Here is a 22,586-nt window from a genome sequence, read left to right on the forward strand (position 1 = left end):
ACGTACCTCCCGTCGCCTCAGATAGACCGAGAGGCACTTTCGCTCGCAAAGGGAATACAGATGCAGAATGCCCCCAACCGGACGGTCGGGGGCATTCTGACGTTCAGTGCTTCAGGGACGCGATCAGACGTCCGCGTTGCCGGTCTTCCAGACGCTCCAGGGGATGTTCCAGTCACCGAGGCCGTCGGTGCCGGAGAGCGTGCCGCCGACGGTGTTCTTGACGACGACGATGTCCCCGCGCTTGGTGTTGTCGTAGACCCACTTGGCGTTGGACGGGCTCAGGTTGAGGCAGCCATGGCTCGTGTTGGAGTAGCCCTGCTGCCCGACCGACCACGGCGCCGAGTGGAAGAAGATGCCGCTGTAGGACATTCGGGTCGCCCAGTCGACAGGAGTCTTGTAGCCCTGAGCGGAGGTGACCGGGACGCCGTACGTGGACGAGTCCATGATCATGTTCGCGAAGCGGTCACCGATGATGTAGACGCCGTTGTCGGTGGGAGTGCTGTCCTTGCCCATGGAGGTGGGCATGGTCATGACGGTCTCACCGTTGACCTGGAAAGTCACCTGCTTGGTGTTGTCGTCTGCCGTGGCGATGACGGCATCACCGATGGTGAAGGAACTCTTCGCGTCTTCCTGCCCGAAGACTCCCTTGCCGAGATTGCGCCCGTACACGTTGACGCTCACGTCGACCTTGGTGCCCGGTGCCCAGTAGTTCTCCGGACGCCAACGGACCTCACGATTGTTGACCCAGTAGAACGCACCTTCGACGGTCGGAGTCGTGGTGACGGTGATCGCAGCTTCGGCAGCCTTGCGATCGGGGATGTTCTCGTCGAACTGCACCGCGATGGGCTGACCGATGCCGACCACGTCGCCCTCGTTCGGCAAGACGTACGGCTTGGTGACGTTGCCGGGTGCGCTGGTGGTGAAGGACGTGACCGTCGTACTGGCGCCGCCCAACCCGAATGCGCGGGCCTCGATCTTGTACTTGCGGTTGTAGCCGAGAGGTTCGGTGGTCGTCCACGACGCACCGTCGGCAGCAATCGCGCCGGCAACTGCCTTGCCGTCCTGATTGACCATCGTCACGTCGGACAGGGCGCCGTCGGCGACGTTGATCTTGACCGGGTCGCCCGGCGAGAATCCGACAGCGCCGTCGGCAGCGGTCGAGGTGAGCTTCGGCTTGATGAGTTCGGTGAGCGGATTGGAATCGATCGGCGCCGACCCTTCGGTGCTGACGTCCTTGCCGCCCGACGTGCACGCGGTCATCAGAACGAGAGCCCCGAGAGACACCGCGATCATCGCCGCGCCCTTCGACGCTCGACCGTTCCCCCCGCGCACGGACAGACCCCACCTTTGACGACTCATCGTTCGACTCCGCTTCACAATTTCTCCGACTAACTTCCGCGCGACATGCGAATCCCACTTACCGGAAGGCAAGTGGGACTTGCGGTATGACTGCGCTGCACCAATGATGCCAGGCGCGCTCGTTACCAACGGTCATGAAGGGCCACGCCGTCAGTAACGTTCAAGTATCAATCGCTCCGAACCGTCCGTTTTGTTACCGATTTCAGCGGATATCCTCCGATCGGACTACGGCGGCGACGCCTCCACCTGGCGATTTGCTCCCGAACCGGCGATTCGGCTAATGTTCTGTCTCGCAAGAGCGAGCGCCTATAGCTCAGTTGGTAGAGCAAGTGACTCTTAATCACTGGGTCCGGGGTTCGAGTCCCTGTGGGCGCACTTGCAAAGGTCCCCACCTTCTTCGGAAGGTGGGGATTTTTCTTTGTGTCGTGGTGACCAGGTTGTGGTGAATAGACTTCACAGTTACCGGAACCACGGCCTGGAGGACTGATGACTGAGCGCGGAACCACACCTGACAGCGAGCTGGCATTTGCCGGGGTGGCAGGTCAGGCAGCTCTGATCCGGTCCGGAGAATTGTCGGCCCGCGAACTCACCGAGAACACACTTCGCCGGATCGAACGCCTCGATTCGACGCTCAATGCATTTGTGCGAGTTCTCGCAGACGAAGCACTCGACGAGGCGACGCGGCTCGATCAACGTCAGGCCGACGGCCAAACCCTGGGCCCACTGCACGGAGTCCCGATTGCAATCAAGGACGAGAACGACGTCGCCGGAACGCCCACGACATACGGCGGTGCGGCAGCAACGCGCATCGCACCGGCCGATTCAGAGGTTGTCCGCCGGTTGCGCGAGGCGGGTGCGGTGATCGTCGGCAAGACGACGATGCCCGAGTTCGGCATCTGGCCCTTCACCGAGACTGCCGCAAACGGCTACACGAGAAACCCTTGGGACACCGGCATATCCACCGGCGGATCGAGCGGAGGATCTGCGTCGGCCGTCGCGTCGGGAATGGTCGCGGCGGCAATAGGCGGCGACGGCGGCGGTTCCATTCGATTGCCTTCGGCATTCTGCGGGTTGTTCGGCCTCAAGCCGCAACGCGGTCGGGTGAGCACCGCGCCGAACCGAAACCTCTGGCGCGGACTCGGCACGCTCGGGCCTCTCACTCGTTCGGTCGAGGACAGCGCACTCGTATACGACGCAATCACCGGCACCACCGCGACCGACGACTACACAGCCGAAACGATCCGCACCAGCTTTGCCGACGCGGCCGTGTCGGCGCCCGGGCCGCTTCGCATCGCGGTGTCCACCCGGAGTCCGGTCCGAGGCGTCCGCCCGTCAGCGGAGATCGTTGCCGCGGTGCTCTCGATCGCAGAGATGTTGAGCGCGTTGGGACATCACGTCGAAGAACACGATCCCGAGTACCCGGATGCCACTGCCGCTTTTCTCCCGCAGGTGCTCGGCGGCGTCCGCGACGAAGCACTGCGCGTCGACCAGCCAGCACTCCTGGAGAAGCGCACACGAGCACTCGCGTCGATCGGCCGGATAGCCGCTCCCGCGCGCGTCGGGAAATTCGCTTACCGCAAAGGCGAGCGAATTGCAGCGACGGTCAACCAGGTCTTCGACACCTTCGACCTGGTCCTGATGCCGACCACGCCTGCCTTGCCTCGCCCGATCGGACAACTCGAAGGAACCGGCCTTCTCTCCGCAGTCCGCAAGGCACTGCCGATCGCCGCCTACTGTTCGATCTGGAATGTCTGCGGCAACCCGGCGGCCGCGGTACCCGCCGGGTTCTCCGAACGCGGGCTCCCCCTGAGCGTCCAACTGGTCGCGCGCAGCGGTGGTGAACCGACGATTCTCGCCCTAGCACAGCAGTTGGAAAGCACCGTCCGCTGGCCGGATTCGCGCCCGCCACACTCCTGAATTACGGAAGCGATGTAACCATCGTCACCACGATGAACACGCGTTTTGCAAACTCCTGAGCCTGTCGGCTAATGTTCTGTCTCGCAAGAGCGAGCGCCTATAGCTCAGTTGGTAGAGCAAGTGACTCTTAATCACTGGGTCCGGGGTTCGAGTCCCTGTGGGCGCACTTGCAAGAAGGCCCCCACCTCACCAGGTGGGGGCCTTCTTCATGTTCTGTCTTCGAAAACTCGGGTCAGCGAATGATCTTCCGGACCACGAGTAGTCCCACCACTGAACCGACTGCGATCAGCGCGTACTTCACTGCCGGCTCGTTGAGCTTGGCGAGCACCGTCTTCTTGGTGTTCTCGACCAGCCGCTTCGGGTTGGTGCGGACCGTCAGTTCGTCGAGTGTGCTCGCGAGCTGATTACGCGCCTTCTCGATCTCGCGCTCGATGCTCTCGGTGTCCCTGGGCACGTGTCCTCCAACTTGTCTGTGTTCTGCTGCTCTGTGTGCGGGTCTGCTGTGCGGACGCAGCGCGCCGACACTTCGCTCTACCGTAGAGGAGCAGAATGCCCTCGCGCCCACCTGCCGCGCAATTTCTCGACTAACCTCGATTCCCGTGACCGAGAACAGTAGATTGTCCGCCGGCGACGTCGCGCCGGATTTCACGCTCCCCGACGCCGACGGCAACGAGGTTTCACTCCACGATTACCGCGGCCGCAAGGTCATCGTGTACTTCTACCCAGCGGCCAGCACGCCGGGGTGCACCAAGCAGGCCTGCGACTTCCGTGACAGCCTCGCCGAACTGAACGGCGCCGGCCTCGAGGTCATCGGAATCTCGCCGGACAAGCCCGCCAAGCTCGCCAAATTCCGCGATACCGAGGAACTGACCTTCCCGCTTCTCTCCGACCCCGAGAAGGCGACGCTCGAAGCCTGGGGCGCATTCGGTGAGAAGAAGATGTACGGCAAGACGGTGCAGGGCGTCATCCGCTCGACGTTCCTCGTCGACGAGGAAGGCAAGATCGAGGTGGCCCAGTACAACGTCCGGGCCACCGGTCACGTCGCCAAGCTACGACGCGATTTGTCGGTCTGACTTCAGTATCTGCTCAAGAACAGCGCCTCGGCGAAAGCGAGATTCTCGATCTCCGACGGGTCGACGCTTTCGTCGGGCGCATGAATGCGGCACTGCGGTTCCTCGACGCCGATCAATGCGATCTCCGCGTCGGGGAACTGCTCGGCCAGCGCGCTGCACAGCGGGATCGATCCGCCTTGGCCGGCAAATCCCACTTCCCGGCCGTAGGCATCGGTCAGCGCAGACTTCAGTTGCGCGAACCCCGTTCCTTCGGTCGACGACGAGAACGGTGAGCCCGTCGATTCCGGTACGACCTCGATGTGGACGCCCCACGGCGCCGCTGCGCGGAGGTGGTCGGTCAACAACTTCTGTGCCTGCGCCGGATCCGTGCCGGGCGGGACGCGAAGATTCAGACGTGCGGACGCGCGTGGCGTGATCGCCGCCGCCGAACCGACCACCGGCGGGCAGTCGATTCCCAGAATGGTCAGCGCCGGACGAGCCCACACCTGTTCTGCCACCGAACCGGAACCGGTCAGTTGGACGCCGTCGAGCACTCCCGCATCAGAACGGAACTGATCGTCGTCGTAGCTGACCCCGGCCCATTCCTGGTCGTTGGTCAAGCCTTCGACTGTGGTATTTCCGGCGCCGTCGTGCAGGGTCGAGAGAATGTGCACCAGCGCGGTGATCGCATCGGGCGCCGGCCCACCGAAGACGCCGGAGTGAATCTCACCCTCGAGTGTCGACACGTGGACCACCACGTTGGCGATCCCGCGCAAAGACGTCGTGATCGTCGGCTCCCCCACCTCGGTGTTGCCGGTATCGGCGATCAGAATCATGTCGGCCGCGAAAAGTTCGGGCCGCTCTCGCACCAGATCCTCGAGACCACCGGTCCCCATCTCCTCCGAACCTTCGGCGACGATCGTCAGATGTGCGCTCGGATCGACACCGGCGGCGACAAGCGCACGCAGCGCCGTCAGATGCATGACGACGTTGCCCTTGCAGTCGGAAGCGCCACGTCCGTACCACCGTCCGTCGCGCTCGGTGAGTGCGAAAGGCGGCGAGCCCCAGAGCTCTTCGTTTCCCGGCGGCTGAACGTCGTAGTGGCAGTACAGCAGAACCGTCCGGGCACCGGCCGGACCTGGTCGCCGGCCGACGACGGCGGCCGAGCCGTCGGAGGTCTCGATCGCCTCGATGTCGGCGAAACCTTGATCGCGGAATGCCTCCAGGACCCAATGTGCTGCGGCCGCGCATTCTTCCGGCGGGTACTGCCGTGCATCGGCGACGGACTTCATCGCCACAAGTGCGCTGAGATCTTCACGGGCACGCGGCATGAGTCCACGTACCGCGGTTCGCAGTTCTTCCGTCATCGTCTCCCTTTCCTCGGCATCGAATCTCGGTGTGCCCGAAGAATCTCAGTGTGCCCGAATCGGACGTAGGGAGTCGGGAGGATCGCCGCTTTCGCCACACCGCGCAGCAACCTCTTCGGCTACTGGACAGGTGGTCACCTAGTATCGAGGTGTGGCAACAGCATCGGTACTCGCGTGCGCGCACCTGCGCGGTGCGTGTCGACCGATCACGACCGCCGAAGTAGGTGGCCGATGACACCGGATAATGCACAAGTCCCAAATTCGACAGAAAACACCGATAGCCTGGAAGACGTGCAGCCCACGACTCGTAACCGCGCGCGGCGACGAGTCGACCCGGCACTGGAGAATCCCCAGAGCCTCGAAGAACCGCAGGAACTGCTGCCGCGCAAGCGTCCGACGCAAGAGCGCAGCCAGCGTAAATTCGACGCACTCCTGGCGGCGTCACGCGAACTCCTCACCGATGTCGGATTCGAATCGTTCACCTGCGAAGAGGTCGCGGCACGAGCTGACGTCCCGATCGGGACGCTCTACCAGTTCTTCGCCAACAAGTACGTCATCGTGTGCGAATTGAACCGCCAGGACCTCGTCGGGGTCCAGCACGAGCTTGCGCAGTTCGGCGGCGAGGTGCCCTCACTCGACTGGTTGCGGTTCCTGAACAGTTTCGTCGATCACATGGCCGGGCTGTGGACGTCTGATCCGTCGCGTCGCGAAGTCTGGCTGGCGATGCAGTCGACGCCGTCCACGCGGGCCACCGGAGTCATTCACGAGAAGCAGTTCGCCGAGACCGTCGCGAAAATGCTGGGTCCGCTGACGCCTCGTACGCGGCGAGATCGCCGCCTGATGATGGCGGAAGTTCTTGTCCACGTGGTGTATTCGATGCTCAATTTCTCGGTTCAGGACGGCCAGTCGCATGCAGACGCCGTCGCCGAACTGAAGAGGTTGATGATCGCGTATCTTCTCGTCGCCGAGAAGGAGTCCCGCACGAAGGACTAGTCGAACGACGAAAGAGCCGGTCTCCCCTTGGGAGACCGGCTCTTTCGTGTCCGGCGGTGTTACTCCGGATCGGATTCGATGACCGCGAACGCGCCGGCCATGTCCCCGTCGTGGGTGAGCGAGATATGAATCTTCACGCCGGTGAGGTGTTTGGCCACGTCACCACGAAGCCGAATGCCGGGGCGCCCCCAGGCGTCCGAGACGACTTCGATCTGATTGTGGATCATCTCCCCCAGCACCGGCGGGCTGGCGAAGAGAGCAGTCGACCATGCCTTGATCACTGCTTCCTTCGCCGCCCACCGTGCGGCGAAGTGTCGTGCCGGTTCGGAGCTCCGGGTAGCGGCGTCTCGACGCTCGCCCGGTGTGAAGTTGTCGAGCATTGCCGTTCCCGGCCTGTTCAATTGCTCGGCGAACTCCGACACCGTCACGAGGTCGAAGCCGATACCCAGAACTCCCATACCGTGATTATTACTTGCAGCCGGGCAGATTCGAGCGGTACACCTGGTCTGCGCCGAGTCGTGCGTCCTCGCTCAGCAGCATGTCCGCTTCGAGCTGACGCGACGCCTTGGCCGGCGTTCCGTCGGCACCGAGACGACGATCCGCAGGCCGCTCGTAGAGGCTGTCGCCACCGCACATCGCCTTGGCGAGGCGACGCTGACCGTCGATCGTCCGTTGCTGCGCCGCAGCAACGTAGTCCGCACGCTTGTCAGCCGGAACCGACTCGACGAATGCCTGCGGGTGCACGACGGCGATCAGTCCGGAGACGTGACCGAAGCCGAGGCTGGTCAGCAGACCGGCGCGCAGCGGAAGCTGATCACCGAACTTGAGCGGCTGACGTGCCCACACGAGGTGCTCGAACTCGGCCATCTTGTCGTCGACGCAGTCGAGGCTGCGGTTCGGCGGGACGATGCCCTGGCTCAATACCTGGCAGAGCCCGATCAACTGGAAGGCTGCGGCACCGCCCTTGGCATGACCGGTCAGGCTCTTCTGCGAGACCACGAACATCGGCGCACCTTCACTGCGTCCCAGCGCCCCGGCGAGGCGCTCGTGCAGCTCTGCCTCGTTGGGATCGTTGGCGGCCGTGGAGGTGTCGTGCTTGGAGATCACGGCGATGTCGTCCGCGCTCACACCGAGAGCGTTGAGCGAGAGTGCGAGCTGCGAATCCGCTCCCCCGCGTCCGGCGCCCAGTGCTCCGAGTCCCGGTGCCGGGATCGAGGTGTGGACACCGTCGGCGAACGATCCGGCCCAGGCGACCACACCGAGGACGGGCAGACCCATCTCGAGCGCCAGGTCACCACGAGCGAGGAGAATCGTTCCGCCACCGGCCGACTCGACGAAGCCGCCGCGGCGACGATCGTTGGCCCGCGAGAAGCGGCGATCCTCGATGCCCTTGGCGTGCATGTCCTCGGTCTTGGCAGTGGCCGACATGTCACCGAAGCCGATGATGCCTTCCGTGCTCAGATCGTCGAACCCGCCGGCAACAACCAACTGTGCCTTGCCGAGTCGGATCTTGTCGACGCCTTCTTCGACGGATACTGCTGCCGTGGCGCAGGCTGCGACGGGGTGAACCATCGCGCCGTAACCGCCGACGTACGACTGAACGACGTGCGCTGCAATGACGTTCGGCAGCGCTTCCTGCAGGATGTCGTTCGGACGGTTCTCGCCGAGCAGCGTGTCGATGTACAGGCTCCTCATGGAGGTCATACCACCCATGCCGGTGCCCTGCGTGTTGGCGACCAGGCTCGGGTGTACCCAACGGAGCAGTTCGCTCGGAGTGAAGCCGCCGGTAAGGAAGGCGTCCACCGTTGCGACGATGTTCCAGAGTCCGACGCGGTCGACCGAATCCGCCATGTCGGCGGGGATGCCCCACTTGGTGACGTCGAAGTTGGTCGGGATCTGGCCGCCGACACTACGAGTCAGCTTCATCTTGCGCGGGACGCGGATCTCGGTGCCTGCGCGGCGAGTGACCGTCCAGTCGCCGGACTCGGCGGAAACCGTGGCCGTCGTGTTCTCCGGATCGGATTCGACGAAGGCCTGCGCCTCTGCCTCACTGCCGACCACGAAGCTCAGATCCTTGTCCAGGAACACCGAGGTGAGCAGCGGAGCGGTGTTGTCGATCATCGCGCCCTCGTCGACGTAACGACGGATGCCGCAACGCTCGACGACTGCGTCGTGGTACTTGTCCGCGATTTCCGCCTCGGGTACCAGGTCGCCGGATTCGACGTCGTACCAGCCCGGCTTGGGGTCGTTCTCCCAGACGATGAGTCCGGTGTTCCACGCCAATTCGAGAACGCCTGCGGCAGAGAGCTGCTCGTCGACCTCCATCTCGAAGCGGGTACGTGAGGAACCGTAGGGTCCGAGCTCTCCGGCACCCACGATGACCACGAGGTCCGCGGGAGTGACGTCCAGTTCGGGCCAGCTCGGAGCCTTGACCGAGTCGTCGAGACGAGCCGGCGCCGGCAACGCCAGGATGCTGGACTCGTCGACGGCTTCGTCAACGGCTTCGGCGATCTCGGCCACCTCGGCAGCTTCCTTGGCCAAAGCACCCAGATCCAGGTTGGCCTCGGACAGTCCGCCGGTCAGGTCGACCTCGAGCGGAGCCTCTGCAGCGGCGCGTCGCGATTCGCGGGTTGCCGTCTTCAGCAGTTGGGTGGCCATCTCCTGGGTGGACCAGGTGCGGACGCCCGCAGCTTCGACTGCGTCGACGATCGGATCGTTGTGACCCATGAGACCGGTTCCGCGAACCCAACCGATGACCGCGTGTGCCAGCGTGACCCGCTCGGCCCAGTTGCGCTCGGCCTTCCAACGGTTGACCACGGCGATCAGCGAAGCCTTTGCCTCACCGTAAGCACCGTCGCCGCCGAACGTTCCGCGGTTCGGCGAACCGGGCAGCACTACGTGCAGGTGCGTGTCGACGTCGCTGTCGTAACCGATCTTGGACAGACCGCCGATGAGACGCTCCACCGACCAGAGCAGCACGCGCATTTCCATTTCGGCGCGAGCGCCGGCGTCGGAGAGTTCACCGCCGACACGGGGAGCTGCGAACGGGAAGAGCATCGTCGGCGTCATGGCCGGCTTGATGAGCTTCTTTGCGCCACCTGCGTTCTCGGTGGCCTCGTTGCCGATCCAGTCGATCAGTGCGTCGACGTCGGTGTACGACGCCATGTTCGCGGGAACCACCCAGAGGGCTGCACCGGCGCGAGCGTTCTCGCGGTACAGTTCGCGGTAGAAGCCGAGGCGCTGACCGTCGAGTCGCGAGGTGGTCACGAATACCGTTGCACCACCGGCAAGGAGCTTGCCCGTGACCGCTGCCGCGATGGAGCCCTTGCTGGCGCCGGTCACTACTGCGACCTCGCCTGCCCACTCGGGTGCGTCGGATTCTGTCGTCACGGCCGCATCAGCGATGCGGGTGTAGACCTCGGCGAGCGCCGTGCGGCCTTCGTCGGTTGCGCGGGTGGCCCACCACTTCGCCTGTGCGGCGACAGTGGAACCGGCACCGATGAAGTTCTCGACCGACAACGCGGTGTCACCTGAGACACCACCCCTCGCTTCGCTCGACCGGATCCAGATGCGAGCGAGATCCTCACGCGCACTTGCCCAACGGTCGTCGAGCAGGACCGCCTTCTGCGCGTCGAATGCCGGAGCAACCAGACGCGGCCAGTCGGAGCCGAGTTCAGCCGAGACCAAGTCGACCAGTTCGGTGTCCTCGACCGTCGCGACTGCTGCTTCTTCGTTCAGTCCGAGCTGCTCGAGCACCAGGCGGGCGGCCGAGGCCAGAACGCCGTTGCGGCCCGTGATGTTCTCGGTGAACTCGCCCAGAGCGGCTGCATCGACGGTTCCGCCGCTTCCGCCACCGGTGGCCGGCAGCGAGACGCTGACTCCGCGAGCAGAGCCGACCGAGGCAACTGCGCTGTCGATGACTGCGTCCACTGCTGCAGCGTCGGCCAGTGCGCCGGAGCTCAGGCCACCGAGGTCGCCGCCGCGGATGCTGGCGCCGTCGCGGGTGCCGAGAGCCACTGCTGCGGTGACGTGGTGTGCCCAGCCGTCGCCCAGTTCCCAGACCTTCTTGACGCGGTCGGCGATGTAGCCGGGACGCTTGCCCGAGGGGCCGAAGACCTTGCGCAGGTGATCGTTGATCGAATCGGAGAGCACCGGTCCGAACGGCTTGTACGTACGGGCGAGCTTGTCGACGGTTGCTCCCAAGGAGCCCATGTCGGCATCCGCGGCACCGTCGATGGCGCCGAGGGACAGCTCGGAGCCGAGGTCGACCAGAAGCTGGTTACGACGCGAGGAGACGCCGTCGCACAGTGCCTCGATCGTGTCGGCGGGGCCGACCTGATCGGGACGGAGCTTGGTCCACAGGCTGATCAGGACCTTCGTGGCATCCGGTGCCTTGAAGGTGAGGTCATCCGGACGCGGTCCGCCCGAGGGTGCAGCGGGAGCGGCAGCGGCAACCGGAGCAGCGGCTGCGGCGGTCGGCGTGGCCTGCGCGGCAGGGGCTTCGATCTCGTCGTCGTCATCGACAGCGGGGTCGACGTCGGTGCCGTAGACGATCGCGGCTTCGCGTTCGACGTTGAGAACCTCGACCGGGTAGCCGAAGCGACCCGGCAGCTTGAGGGTCTGCGACGCGAGGTTCGCCACGGTCGGGGCAGCGCCGAGGCCGATCTCGACGAAGCGCTCGACTCCGAGTCCACCTTCGGACTCGTCGCTGAAGAGCAAGTCCTGCGTCTCGATCCAACGGACCGGGCTGGCGAACTGCCAAGCCAGCAGCTCGATCAGGATGATGCGGGACAACTCGTGAGTGCGCGTTGCATAGCTGTCGAAGTCTGCGAGGACTTCCTGCAGCGGCTCGGACGGCACCAGGTCGGCGATTTCCTGAACGAAGTCACGACGCAGTGAGAACGGCTTCGGAACCAGGTTCGGGATGTAGCGGCCGATCAGGATGTCCGGGTCGATGTCGTGCGGGAGCAAGTCCTGCAGGCACACGCGGAAGTCCGCCACACCGCCGCGAAGGACCGTGGAGTGGAACGGCACGTCGATGCCGGGGACCTGGATGTATGCCCGCTTGCCACCGAATTCTGCTCGGCGACGGTCAATTTCGACCTCGAGAGCGTCGAGACCGGCTACCGAACCGGCAATGGCGTACTGGCTGCCGCGCAGGTTCAGGTTGACGATTTCGAGGAACTCTCCGGAAGCCTCGGCCACACCGGCGACGAAGTCCTGCACGTCGTCGTCGGAAACACCGATCTGCGACGGGCGAATAGCGGCCATGCGGTAGTCGGAGCGTCCGGCTTCGTCGCGGGGAACGAGCTGGTGCATCGCAGAGCCACGCTGGAAGACGACCTCGAGAAGCGCTTCGAGCGGGAAGACCTCGGCGACAGCGGCGAGTGCGTTGTACTCACCGACCGAGTGACCGGCCAGAAGCGAATCCTCGATGAAGGTTCCGGACTCGCGCAGCTCGGCAACCTGCGCAACACCGAGAACGGCCATGGCCACCTGGGTGAACTGCGTCAGGTGCAGGACACCATCGGGATGCCTGTGCTCGACACCACGGGCCTTGACGGTCACCGGGTTGTCGCGCACGACAGCGAGAATCGAGAATCCGAGTGCCTTGCGGGTGTGCTTGTCCGCGCGCTCCCAGACGTCGCGGGCGGCCTTGGAGCGAGCACGAGCGTCGAGGCCCATGCCCGGGCGCTGGATGCCCTGGCCGGGGAAGGCGTAGACGGTCTTCGGCGCAGCGGTGCGGCCGGTGGCAACCATGACCAGTTCACCGTCGATGCGGCAGCCGACCTCGACGATTTCGGCACCGTGGTCGATACCGACACGATCGACGCGGACGTCGATCTCGGCGCCGGGGCGAACCATCCCGAGGAAGCGGGCGGTCCAGGCGGTCAGGCGGCGCGGCGGGACGCGGGTCTCGGCCGGGTCGACTGCGGTGACAACCTGCTGCGCTGCGGCGGAGAGCCACATGCCGTGCACGATCGGGGTTCCGAGGCCGGCCAGCAGAGCGGCGTTGTCGGAGGTGTGAATCGGGTTGTGGTCACCGGAAACCTGAGCGAAGGCGCCCATGCTGACCGGCGCGAGGATCTTCGCGTCACGGCGACGACGACGCGAGGTGTCGACAGCCGCGTCGCTGATCGATCCACCGGCGCGAGCCGGGTCGGCGAGTTCGCCTGCGCCGGTACGTCCGCGGATCGCGAAACGCTCGGTCATGGTGACGACTGCGGGGGCGTCGAGGCCCTCGCCGAGCATGGCACCGACCTCGACCTTGACCTCGACGACGCGACCGAGGTCGGTGTCGAGAACCGAAGCGACCTCGGCGTTGACGACGAGAATGCTTGTCTCGGAAGGCAGCTCACCGACGAAGTCGACGGTGTGGTCGAGGTGGACCAGGTCGAGCATGCCTTCGATGACGGAAAGACTGTCGAGCTTGGCTGCGCCGAGGACCGCGAAGACGGCGGGCCAGCATGCTCCGACGACGACGTCCGGAACAGCCTTGCCGCTGACACTGAGCGTGGCGGGCAGGCCGGAACCTGTGACACCGGCGTGATCGGCGATTCGATCGGGAACCCACGCGACGTTGAGGCGGGCCTTGCCGTTCTTGACTGCCGGAAGTTCCTGTCCGGCAGCAACTGCCAGCAGCGCGGACATCGCGCCTTCGGCGTCTGCCTCGGTGACGACCGGAGCGCCGCCGTCGACGACGGACTCAGGGATCGTGATCGTGATGTCGACGGACTTGTCTGCCACCAACGGAACCGAAAGCAGCACGTGCGAGGAATCGACGACGGTCAGACTGGAACCGGTGGTGCCGTGAACTGCCTTGTCGGCAGACTCTGCACTCCACTCGTCGAGGTCGCCGAGACGACGGACGGGGTTCTGGGTCAGGCGGCCGGCCCACTGGAGGTCGGGAGCCGAGAGGACGGCGTCGAGAAGTCCGGGTGCGGAATCCTGGTGGCGACGGCTCGCGAGTGCAACCGGAGTGGTTCCGGCAGCGACCAATTCGTCGTAGGTGGCCTTCTCGAAGCGATCGAGCAGGTCACCGACCGGCTCGTCGACACGGGTGATGCCTGCGACGGCAACGGTGCCGGGGATGACGCAAACCTGATCGGCGGTGTAGCGGGGATCGTGAGCCTGCCACAGGGAGTCGCTGCGCCACCAACGACGCACGTCACCGTCGACGACGGGAACGAAGTTGACCGGCTTGCCCGGCGTCTTGCACAGCGAGATGAAGAACGAGACGTCTGCGGGATGCAGAACGGTCGTCGAGTAGTCCGGGTACGACGCCTGCAGTGCGCAGATCGCAGCCTCGGGACGCTCGAGAGTCTCGGCGTCGCCGAACAGCGTGGGAATCGGGCCGCGGTCGACCGGGTGCAGACGCGCCTCGGTGCGCTGGAGCATCTCGCCGAAGCGAGCACGCCAGGTGATGTCGAGCCACGGGCTCGAGGTCGCCTCGACGATGGCGTCCTGAAGATCTGCGCCGCAGTCGAATTCCTTCGCGGCGTCGATGCCGACGGTCAGCTCGAGGTAGCGACGCAGCCACTGCGCGTACGTCATGGTCTCGACGTCGCCGAAGTACGGCTTGGCGGTGACGTCGAGGGCGGCGATGATCTCCTCGCGGCGCTCGGCCACTGCCTCGGAATCACCGGCAACCTCGTCGAGGAGGCGTCCGGTACGCGAAGCCGCGTTGTCGATTTCGTGGATGTCGGCACCGAGCTGGCTACGGCCCGAGGCCATTCCACCTTCAGCGGTACCGGCACCGACCCAGTCCGGCGTACCGGGTGTGTCGACGAGAAGCTGCTTGACCTCGGGAGAGGTGGTGGCCTCGAGAGTCGCCATGGCTGCGGTGCCGACCAGGATGCCGTCGACGGGCATGGCCGGGAAACCGGCTGCGGCAGACCAGCGGCCGGTCAGGTAATCGGCTGCGCGCTCCGGTGTTCCGATACCACCGCCGACGCAGATGACCAGGTTCGGACGTGTACGCAGCTCGGCGTACGTGTCGAGGAGCAGGTCGTCGAGGTCTTCCCACGAGTGGTGTCCACCGGCGCGGCCACCTTCGATGTGGACGATGACCGGGAAGTTCGGAACCTCGTTGGCGATACGGATCACGGAACGGATCTGCGCCACGGTGCCGGGCTTGAACGCGATGTTGGTGATCCCGATCTCGGACAGCTCGTCGATGAGGGCAACTGCCTCTTCGAGTTCCGGGATACCGGCGGTGACGATGACGCCGTCGATGGGAGCACCGGCAGTACGGGCACGCTGCACCAGACGCTTGCCACCGAGCTGCAGCTTCCACAGGTACGGGTCGAGGAACAAGGAGTTGAACTGGACCGCGCGGCCCGGCTCGAGCAGCATCTTCAGCTCTGCGACACGGTCTTCGAAGATCTCCTCGGTGACCTGTCCACCACCGGCAAGCTCGGCCCAGTGACCGGCATTGGCTGCCGCGGCGACGATCTTGGCGTCGACCGTCGTCGGCGTCATGCCTGCGAGCAGGATGGGCGAACGACCGGTCAGCTTCGTGAACGCGGTCTCGACGCCGATGCGGCCGCCGGGAAGCGCAACGGGCTTCGGCGCGAACTCGGACCACGAACGTGAGACCTCGGGCGCAGCGCCGGGAGTGAGCAGATTGCGGTGTCCACCACGGGTGGCGGCGGCAATGATGCCGATGCCCTGTCCACGCAGCGAAGAGGACGTCATACGGGTCAGCTGATCGCTGGGTCCGAGATCGAGAATCCACTTGGCGCCGGCGGAGATTGCGCCGTCGACAGCCTCGACCCAGTCGACCGGATCGACGAGGACACCCTGCGCAAGTTCACGCGCACGGTCCGCGTCGAGACCGCAACGGGTTGCCCAGCTGCCGACAAGTTCGACGGCCTCGGCCAATGCGGGGTGGTGGAAGCCGATTTCGGTGTCGAGCGGATCGAAGGACGGAGCGAAGACGGAACCGCCACGCTTCTTGCCCTCACGCTCACGGGCTTCTTCGGCTTCGATCTGCTCGCAGCGTTCTTGCACGCGTGCCAGCTGAGCGGGCGGCCCGGCAAGGACGACGCGGCGACGGCCGTTGCGAATAGCGAGGACAGCCGCGCGCTCGGGCGCCACACCCTCGGCAAGCTCGGCGACGATGGCAGCGAGACGCTCGGGATCGACGCCCGAAACTGCAACCATCGGCTTCGCGGAGGCGCCGGCGATGACGCCACGGCGACGGCCGACGAGGCTGGCAGCGGCGCCGACGAGCTGCGCGACGGCGAGGAGCTCACCGTCGTCGTTGCCCTGCGCGGCTACGGCAGCCGTGGCCAGAAGGCCCTGCGAGTGGCCGATGACGGCGGCCGGCGGGTTACCGGCTACATCCAGACCCTGAGCGGAGAGTGCACGCAACGCCGCAAGCTGCGTGAGGAAGACGCCGGGGAGTGACACCGGAGCTGCGGTGAGCGCTGCAGCGGACGGACCCGCCGACTTCTCGCCTTCTTCTTCGTCGACGATCTCGGCTTCGAGCATCCACGCGATCGGATCGAATCCGACCGGGCGAACCACGAGAAGATCCTGTGCAACGGGCGCGAGGCGTGCGGCTGCGTCGTTGACCAGATCGGTCAGAACGGGCTCCAGGCCGTTGTCGCGGCTGAGCTCCTCGAGCGAGGTGAGCCAGGGAGCGCCCTGACCACCGAAAGCGATTGCGTAGGAAACGCCGTTGTTCAGCGAATCGACGAGGGCACCTTTACTGGTCGTGCGGGACTGTCCCCCATCGACGCCGAAACGGCGCCCACCCTTCGAGTCGCGTCCGTTTCCTGTAGGTGTCGTGTCATCGATCGTCACGCGTACGTCCTCTCCTGGTCACCTCTGCGGCGAGGTGGGATTTGCGGTGTGCTGCCCGGCTGAAGTGCTCGCGAATTCGTCGAGAGAATCGACGGAGTCAGGGCGTTCGTGCAAGACAAGGTTTACACAGAATCATGAGGATTTCCTCACGTTTGTCGGCGCCCTGGAAATCTGGACTTTCAGGGCCGTGATCTTCCTCACGGGACTTCGAGAAAGTGACTCGTGAGTAGGTCGCGAACGCCCTGCCTGGGACTGTTACCGGGATTTTCAGAAACCTGAGGAACCCCTCATATTTATTGTTACCAATTCGTGACCTCCTTGACGGACAGTCGATCCCGTGCGTTCGCGGCCACAATCTGTCGGACCCTCTCGCTACGTTCAGCGCGTCCACACAGGACAACTTCTCGGGGGAGAAATCATGAAAGACACAGACGTAGCCAGGGCGGTCGAATTCATCGCCGCCGAACTTCCGCGCGAGGCGTGGCCGCATTGGAATCAGGGATGGCCGCGCGAGTCCGAAGCCGCCCTTCTCGACGCGATCTTCTCGTCGCGCGCCGCCTACGGAACGCCGAAGACCGGAGTCCGCGCCGTCGTCGACCGTTGGCGCACACACCGCTCGGTAGCCGCCGGCGAACATCTCGACAGCCTGTCCGCTCTCGCCGCCTTCACCGACCGTGGCGACGAACTCGCAACGGTTCTCGGCAATCGCCAGCGCGTGCCGGGCAACTACTCCACCAAGGCCGAAGGTGTAGCTCGCGCAGCCAAGGCGCTCGTCGACGCCGGTTGCCGGTCCAGTTCCGACGTCGAGGACACCGAAAGCCTCCGCTCGGCAGTCGTCTCCGTTCCGGGCCTCGGCCCCAGGACCTTCGAAACGCTGGTGTTCTTGTCCGGGAAGTTGTCGGCAACCTCGATAGATCTGCTCGCACGGTTCGCCACCGAGGCGAGCAGCAGCGAGGAATTGTTGTCGAGCACCGACGCAACCGAATTGCTTGTTGCGGTGTCGGAACACCTCGACGTCGATGTTCGGACACTCACCCACGCTGTGTGGCGGTATCAACGCACCGCTGAACAACCGCGCCGATCGAAGAAAACGACCACCTCGCCGGCAGCGGATCCGCTCGCCGAATCGGCCTGAGAGCAGGCGGGCACATCCCGACCAGGGTGGTGTTCCCGCGAGCGATTCCACTCGCGTATCCTTTGAATTCCGCGCGCGAGTGGCGGAATTGGCAGACGCGCTGGATTTAGGTTCCAGTGTCTCAGGACGTGGGGGTTCAAGTCCCCCCTCGCGCACAACGAAGAGCCCCGCCGGATCTGATCCGGCGGGGCTTTTCAGTTCTTGATCACGTTCAGCGCTTTCGATCCTTGACCGGTGGAGTCATGTACGTCGTCCGACTCGGCGTCAGCCCCAGACGGACCGAGCTCTCCAACCACGTGATCGCCGCTGCCGTCGGATCCACAACTGGAACATGAATCCCTGTGTCATGCAGCCTGTCTCGGACTGCGCCGGTCACACCGAGCATGCCGGTACAACCGAGAACAATGGAGTCCGCCTCCCCGTTCTCCGCGGCCGCAGACGCCTGATCGGCCAGTCGATCGATCAGAACCTCCCGATAGGTGAGTCCGAGCACCGGCATGTCCACGACACGAATACTGCCCAGCCGATTGTCCAGCCCGTATCGCCGAGTGAGCGATCGAAGCATCGGCACGACATTGGGCAGGATGGTCACGACGCCGACCCGATCGCCCAGACTCATCGCCGTCAGGAAGGACGGCTCGAAGCCGCCGACCACCGGTGCGTCGATGATCTCTCGGGCGGCATGCACTCCGGGATCGGCGAAACACGTGATGAATACACCGTCGACGCCGTCAGCGGCCGCCTCTTCTACCCTCTGCACGATCCCGGGGCCGGCCAGCGCCTCGTCGTACTCACTCTCGATGCTCTCCGTTCCGGAACGCAGCGAAACGACGTCGACCCTCGTACCGGGCGCTGCCCAGTGCTCCACCTCGGCTGTCACAGCAGGCGTGAGTGTGGTGTCGATGACCGGACGAATCACTCTGATGTGCATGAACGCTCCCCTGTTGTCGGATACGCCCGAGGTTATCGATGCAGCACAGCTGGGAAAATGTGTTCAGTGCCTGGCGTTGCGGGTGAGGATGGGCATAGCGCACAGGCGCTGCGGCACGGCCTCTACGACACGCCGTGGCACGGCCTCTACGACACCGTGTCGGAGATCGCAGGGCGAGGCACTATAGCTCTCAGGTACCGTCTTAGTGTGTCCAAGAACGCTACTAAACGCCGACCTGCGCTGATTCTGCTGGTCATCGTGTCAGCCGCCGGCTGCCTCGCGCTCGGCTGGTGGCAGTGGGAGCGCTTCGAAGCCGTCGGAGGGTCCGGACAGAATCTCGGGTACGCGTTCCAGTGGCCGCTGTTCGCGGCGTTTGTCGTGTACGCGTATCGCAAGTTCGTTCAGCTCGAAGACGTGGACCCCGAAGAGGCCGAGGCCGAGGAAGCCGCCGCGGAGCCGCGTGAGATTCCCGCCGACCTCTTGCCGCAACGCCCGCAGGCCGAGTTCGACGATGTGAACCTCGACGTCGACGATCCTGAAGCCCGCCAAATGCTGGAATACAACGACTACCTTGCGCAGCTCGCCGCTCGCGAGTCCGATAGGAGCACGACGTGAGTACCGGTTCGGAAGCGAGCATCGCTACCCCCGCAGTCAACGCAGAAAAACAGAAGAAGGTTGCGTCGGCGCTGGTCCGATACCGCGTTCTCGCCTGGATCACCGGCCTCTGGCTGCTGTTCCTGACCGGTGAGATGGTCTACAAGTACCTGATTCTCGACAATTCCGCGGACGCACCGTCGTGGTTGTTCTACATCGGTCAGATCCACGGCCTGTTCTACATGCTCTACCTCGTGTTCACGATCGACTTGGCGATCAAGGCCCGGTGGAAGCCCGGGACGACGGTTGCCACCGCGCTCGCCGGCACGATCCCCTTCCTGTCGTTCGTGTTCGAGCACAAGCGAACCGCCCAGGTGAAGCAGGCTTATCAGCTCTGAGAGTTTCGAAAAGTAGAGCCCTGAACGCAGACGCGTTCAGGGCTCTACTTTTCGGATTCGGTTCAGCCGGCCAGTGCGGCCAATGCCGGAACGAGCTGCACGAGCGCGCGCCCTCGATGTGACGCCGCGTCCTTTTCGGCCGGGGTGAGTTCTGCGGCCGAGCGGGTGTCGCCGTCCGGACGGAAGATGGGGTCGTATCCGAATCCGCCGTCGCCGGCCGGTTCTCGGCCGATCACCCCGCGCCATTCGCCGCGCACGACAGTCTCGTCGCCGCCAGGGATCACCAGTGCACAGGCGGAGACGAATGCCGCGCCCCGCCGCTCGTCGGGCACGTCCCCCAGCTGAGCCAGTACCAGAGCGGTGTTCGCGCCGTCGTTCCCGTGAGTGCCCGACCACCGCGCGGACAGCACACCCGGCATCCCGTTGAGTGCATCGATCTCGACACCGGAATCATCTGCGATGCAAGCCATTCCGGTTGCAGCGGCCCCGTCACGGGCTTTGGCGAGCGCATTCTCCTCGAACGTCGCTCCGGTCTCGGGGGCTTCGGGGAACGGCGGAACCTCGTCGAGCCCGACCAGTTCGATTCCGTTCACTCCGGCGGCGTCGAGAACTCGATGAAGTTCCTTCAGTTTCTTGGCATTTCGGCTGGCAACCAATACTCGTACGCTCACAGCTCAGGCACCGAACTTCTTCTTGGGTTCCGGATTCTTCGGTTCGGGGAGCACCCCGGGATACGGCTCGGCCAACGCCTGACGCTGTATCTCGAAAAGTTGCTCACAACCCGCCAGAGCGGAGTCGAGCAGCTTGTCCAGCGTCGAGCGCGGGAAGGTGGCGCCCTCACCGGTTCCTTGAATTTCCACCAGCGTGCCGGTATCGGTGGCCACGACATTCATGTCGACCTCGGCACGCGAATCCTCTTCGTACGGAAGGTCGAGACGAACTCGCCCGTCCACGACGCCGACGCTGACGGCCGCTATGCCACACGAGATGGGCTGTGGGTCGGAAAGCAGGTCGGCTGCGCGCAGGTACGTCACGGCGTCGACCAGGGCTACGTATGCCCCCGTCACTGCCGCGGTGCGAGTGCCACCGTCGGCTTGGAGGACATCACAGTCGAGGGCGATGGTGTTCTCACCGATTGCCGCGAGATCGATGCACGCCCGAAGTGACCGGCCGATGAGTCGACTGATCTCCTGCGTGCGTCCGCCGACCTTGCCCTTGACCGATTCGCGGCCACTGCGTGTGTGCGTGGCGGCCGGAAGCATCGCGTATTCGGCTGTCAGCCAACCCAAGCCGGAGCCCTTGCGCCAGCGGGGTACACCTTCTTCGACACTGGCCGTGCACATGACGCGTGTGTTCCCGAACTCGACCAGAACGGATCCGGCCGGATGACTGGTGAACCCGCGGGTGATCTTGACCGTGCGGAGCTCGTCGTCCGCCCTACCGTCTTCTCGTGTAGTCACCTTCGTGAGCCTAGCGGTCGCCCGGTCGGCGCTGCATCGAATGTGAGGGGAATCAGATGTCGTAGACACTTCCGGCGGAGACGGCATGAACCGGTCCGGAGAATTCGGATTTCGCTTCGGCGATCACGTCTTCACGCGATGTCCACGGCGGGATGTGGGTGAGGAGAAGTTCCTTGACGCCGGCGAGCGCAGCCACACGGCCGGCTTCCTTGCCGGAGAGATGGACTCCCTCAGGTCGATCGGGGCTGTCGGTCCACGACGCTTCGGAGAGCAACACGTCTGCACCACGCGCGAGTTCGACGACGTTGTCGCACATACCGGTGTCGCCTGTATAGACGAGCACGCGGCCGTCGGCGCCGGTGAACCGGAATCCGTAAGCCTCGGGTGGATGATTCATCCGACGGGCGACGACGCTCAGTTCTCCGAATGTCACCGGCTCGTTCTCGGCCCAGAGCCGGACGTCGATGGTGTCGGAGATGTCGTCCATCTCGCCGGCGCACTCGGCGGAGGACACTCCGATGCGGCACGCGGTGTCGGTGGGGCCGTAAACCAGAGCCCGTCCGACCGGCGGGTTGGGGTGATAGCGACGCCAGACCAGCAGGCCGGGCATGTCCAGACAGTGGTCCGCATGAAGGTGCGAAAGCAGGATGGTTACCTCGCCCGGATCGGCGTATCGCTGCAACGCCCCAAGAACTCCCGGGCCGAAGTCGATCACGAGCGGCGGAGTTCCCGGTGCCGTGAGCAGGTATCCCGAAGCCGGTGAATCCGGACCCGTGACGCTGCCGGAACACCCCAGGACGGTCATGCGCATACCGGTCATGCTGCCACGTCTACCCGTCTGGGAAAAAGCTCTTGGTGGTTTTGGCGCGTCGAAGTCACACAGCAGTGAGGGTGTGACCCACGTCCGTTCAGAAACTCGGTGGTCGAACGGCCGGCGTCGACCCTGCGCGCTTGGCCCTCTCCCCCGACGTCAGCGCCCAGGCGGCCACCACGCCGCCGATCGCTCCGAACAGATGTCCTTGCCAGGAAACCCGTGGATCGCTCGGCAGTACGCCCCACAGCACTCCGCCGTACACGACGAAGACGGCAACGCCGATCAGGATCTGGGTGAAGCTGCGCGTGAAGAACCCGCGCACCAGCAGGTAGGTGACCCAGCCGAAGATCAGCACGGACGCACCCACGTGATTCGAGTTCGAGCCGGCGAACAACCAGGTCCCGACACCGCCGATCACCCAGATGATGCCGGTCGCCGCGAGTCCGCGCGCGATTCCCGTCACCAGCACGAGGTATCCGAGAATCAGCACCGGAATGGTGTTGGCGATCAGATGGCCCCAGTCGTCGTGAAGTACCGGGGCGAACAGGATTCCCCACAGACCGTCGAGCGTGCGCGGGGTGACGCCGGCATTCTGAACATTCTGACCGGAGATGACATCCACGATCTCGATCACGTAGAGCAGGATCGCGAAGCCGCCCACCAATACGGCCGACTGCTTCCACACCGAGGGCGGACCGGATTTCGGTGCCGGCGTCCGGGTGCCGAAGTCCGGATTGTTGAAATCCATCGTCATCG

General features: G+C 64.7%; 16 protein-coding genes and 3 tRNA genes. 9 read left to right on the plus strand and 10 right to left on the minus strand.

Going from position 1 to position 22,586, the window contains the following annotated elements:
* Positions 1-123: 123 nt before the first annotated feature.
* Positions 124-1,293 carry a L,D-transpeptidase gene (locus ABWI03_RS25880; protein ID WP_397488335.1) on the minus strand — a complete coding sequence of 390 codons (1,170 nt, stop codon included), beginning with the start codon at positions 1,291-1,293 and terminating at the stop codon, positions 124-126.
* A 368-nt stretch (positions 1,294-1,661) separates the two neighbouring features.
* Between ABWI03_RS25880 and ABWI03_RS25885 the strand changes: the two genes are divergently transcribed.
* The 3 genes from ABWI03_RS25885 (at position 1,662) to ABWI03_RS25895 (ending at position 3,442) form a co-directional block, all read left to right on the plus strand.
* Positions 1,662-1,734 (plus strand) — tRNA-Lys (locus ABWI03_RS25885).
* A gap of 111 nt (positions 1,735-1,845) precedes the next feature.
* Positions 1,846-3,276, plus strand: a complete 1,431-nt coding sequence (locus tag ABWI03_RS25890) for an amidase (protein ID WP_298781357.1) — start codon at positions 1,846-1,848, stop codon at positions 3,274-3,276.
* Positions 3,277-3,369: 93 nt separating this feature from the next.
* Positions 3,370-3,442: transfer RNA gene (locus ABWI03_RS25895), tRNA-Lys, on the plus strand.
* Between the two features lie 66 nt (positions 3,443-3,508).
* Here ABWI03_RS25895 and ABWI03_RS25900 read toward each other — a convergent pair.
* Positions 3,509-3,730 (minus strand): DUF3618 domain-containing protein, encoded by a 222-nt coding sequence (locus ABWI03_RS25900; RefSeq protein ID WP_003945299.1) that lies wholly within the window; start codon positions 3,728-3,730, stop codon positions 3,509-3,511.
* Positions 3,731-3,875: 145 nt separating this feature from the next.
* Here ABWI03_RS25900 and bcp point away from each other — a divergent pair, with 145 nt between their 5' ends.
* The gene (bcp, locus tag ABWI03_RS25905; protein ID WP_007733290.1) at positions 3,876-4,349 is read left to right on the plus strand and encodes a thioredoxin-dependent thiol peroxidase; all 474 of its coding nucleotides are present in this window, start codon (positions 3,876-3,878) and stop codon (positions 4,347-4,349) included.
* A gap of 2 nt (positions 4,350-4,351) precedes the next feature.
* Here bcp and ABWI03_RS25910 read toward each other — a convergent pair whose 3' ends face one another.
* Positions 4,352-5,695, minus strand: a complete 1,344-nt coding sequence (locus ABWI03_RS25910; RefSeq protein WP_298781361.1) for a dipeptidase — start codon at positions 5,693-5,695, stop codon at positions 4,352-4,354.
* A gap of 291 nt (positions 5,696-5,986) precedes the next feature.
* Between ABWI03_RS25910 and ABWI03_RS25915 the strand changes: the two genes are divergently transcribed.
* Positions 5,987-6,688 carry a TetR family transcriptional regulator gene (locus tag ABWI03_RS25915; protein WP_019749142.1) on the plus strand — a complete coding sequence of 234 codons (702 nt, stop codon included), beginning with the start codon at positions 5,987-5,989 and terminating at the stop codon, positions 6,686-6,688.
* A 59-nt stretch (positions 6,689-6,747) separates the two neighbouring features.
* On the opposite strand, the gene acpS is transcribed toward ABWI03_RS25915, so the two are convergent.
* Positions 6,748-7,146, minus strand: coding sequence for a holo-ACP synthase AcpS (gene acpS / locus ABWI03_RS25920; protein WP_021333452.1), 399 nt, complete (start codon positions 7,144-7,146; stop codon positions 6,748-6,750).
* A 10-nt stretch (positions 7,147-7,156) separates the two neighbouring features.
* The gene (locus ABWI03_RS25925; protein WP_298781367.1) at positions 7,157-16,498 is read right to left on the minus strand and encodes a type I polyketide synthase; all 9,342 of its coding nucleotides are present in this window, start codon (positions 16,496-16,498) and stop codon (positions 7,157-7,159) included.
* Positions 16,499-16,916: 418 nt separating this feature from the next.
* Between ABWI03_RS25925 and ABWI03_RS25930 the strand changes: the two genes are divergently transcribed.
* Positions 16,917-17,633, plus strand: coding sequence for a DUF8548 family protein (locus tag ABWI03_RS25930; RefSeq protein ID WP_298781370.1), 717 nt, complete (start codon positions 16,917-16,919; stop codon positions 17,631-17,633).
* Between the two features lie 73 nt (positions 17,634-17,706).
* Positions 17,707-17,788 (plus strand) — tRNA-Leu (locus tag ABWI03_RS25935).
* A 56-nt stretch (positions 17,789-17,844) separates the two neighbouring features.
* Here ABWI03_RS25935 and ABWI03_RS25940 read toward each other — a convergent pair.
* A complete protein-coding gene (locus ABWI03_RS25940) occupies positions 17,845-18,564 on the minus strand; it encodes an aspartate/glutamate racemase family protein (RefSeq protein WP_353798994.1) in 720 nt (239 codons plus the stop codon).
* Between the two features lie 207 nt (positions 18,565-18,771).
* Here ABWI03_RS25940 and ABWI03_RS25945 point away from each other — a divergent pair, with 207 nt between their 5' ends.
* Both ABWI03_RS25945 and ABWI03_RS25950 read left to right on the plus strand, forming a co-directional pair.
* Entirely contained in the window at positions 18,772-19,179 is a 408-nt protein-coding gene (locus ABWI03_RS25945; protein ID WP_021333455.1) for a hypothetical protein, read from the plus strand.
* Positions 19,176-19,556 (plus strand): DUF3817 domain-containing protein, encoded by a 381-nt coding sequence (locus ABWI03_RS25950; RefSeq protein WP_003945334.1) that lies wholly within the window; start codon positions 19,176-19,178, stop codon positions 19,554-19,556. Before ABWI03_RS25945 ends, ABWI03_RS25950 begins: the two co-directional genes overlap by 4 nt.
* 62 nt (positions 19,557-19,618) lie before the next feature.
* Here ABWI03_RS25950 and rdgB read toward each other — a convergent pair whose 3' ends face one another.
* The 4 genes from rdgB to ABWI03_RS25970 all read right to left on the minus strand — a co-directional run bounded on the left by rdgB (position 19,619) and on the right by ABWI03_RS25970 (position 22,584).
* Positions 19,619-20,227: an RdgB/HAM1 family non-canonical purine NTP pyrophosphatase gene (gene rdgB / locus ABWI03_RS25955; RefSeq protein WP_095973031.1), complete on the minus strand. Its 609-nt coding sequence runs from the start codon at positions 20,225-20,227 to the stop codon at positions 19,619-19,621.
* 3 nt (positions 20,228-20,230) lie between these two features.
* Positions 20,231-21,016 carry a ribonuclease PH gene (gene rph / locus ABWI03_RS25960; RefSeq protein WP_003945332.1) on the minus strand — a complete coding sequence of 262 codons (786 nt, stop codon included), beginning with the start codon at positions 21,014-21,016 and terminating at the stop codon, positions 20,231-20,233.
* Between the two features lie 52 nt (positions 21,017-21,068).
* The gene (locus tag ABWI03_RS25965; protein WP_298781464.1) at positions 21,069-21,827 is read right to left on the minus strand and encodes a cyclic nucleotide-degrading phosphodiesterase; all 759 of its coding nucleotides are present in this window, start codon (positions 21,825-21,827) and stop codon (positions 21,069-21,071) included.
* Positions 21,828-21,924: 97 nt separating this feature from the next.
* Complete coding sequence (locus ABWI03_RS25970) at positions 21,925-22,584, minus strand: rhomboid family intramembrane serine protease (RefSeq protein ID WP_095973030.1); 660 nt, start codon at positions 22,582-22,584, stop codon at positions 21,925-21,927.
* Between the last annotated feature and the right edge of the window lie 2 nt (positions 22,585-22,586).

Source organism: Rhodococcus baikonurensis (assembly GCF_040489275.1).
GTDB lineage: Bacteria > Actinomycetota > Actinomycetes > Mycobacteriales > Mycobacteriaceae > Rhodococcus_F > Rhodococcus_F baikonurensis.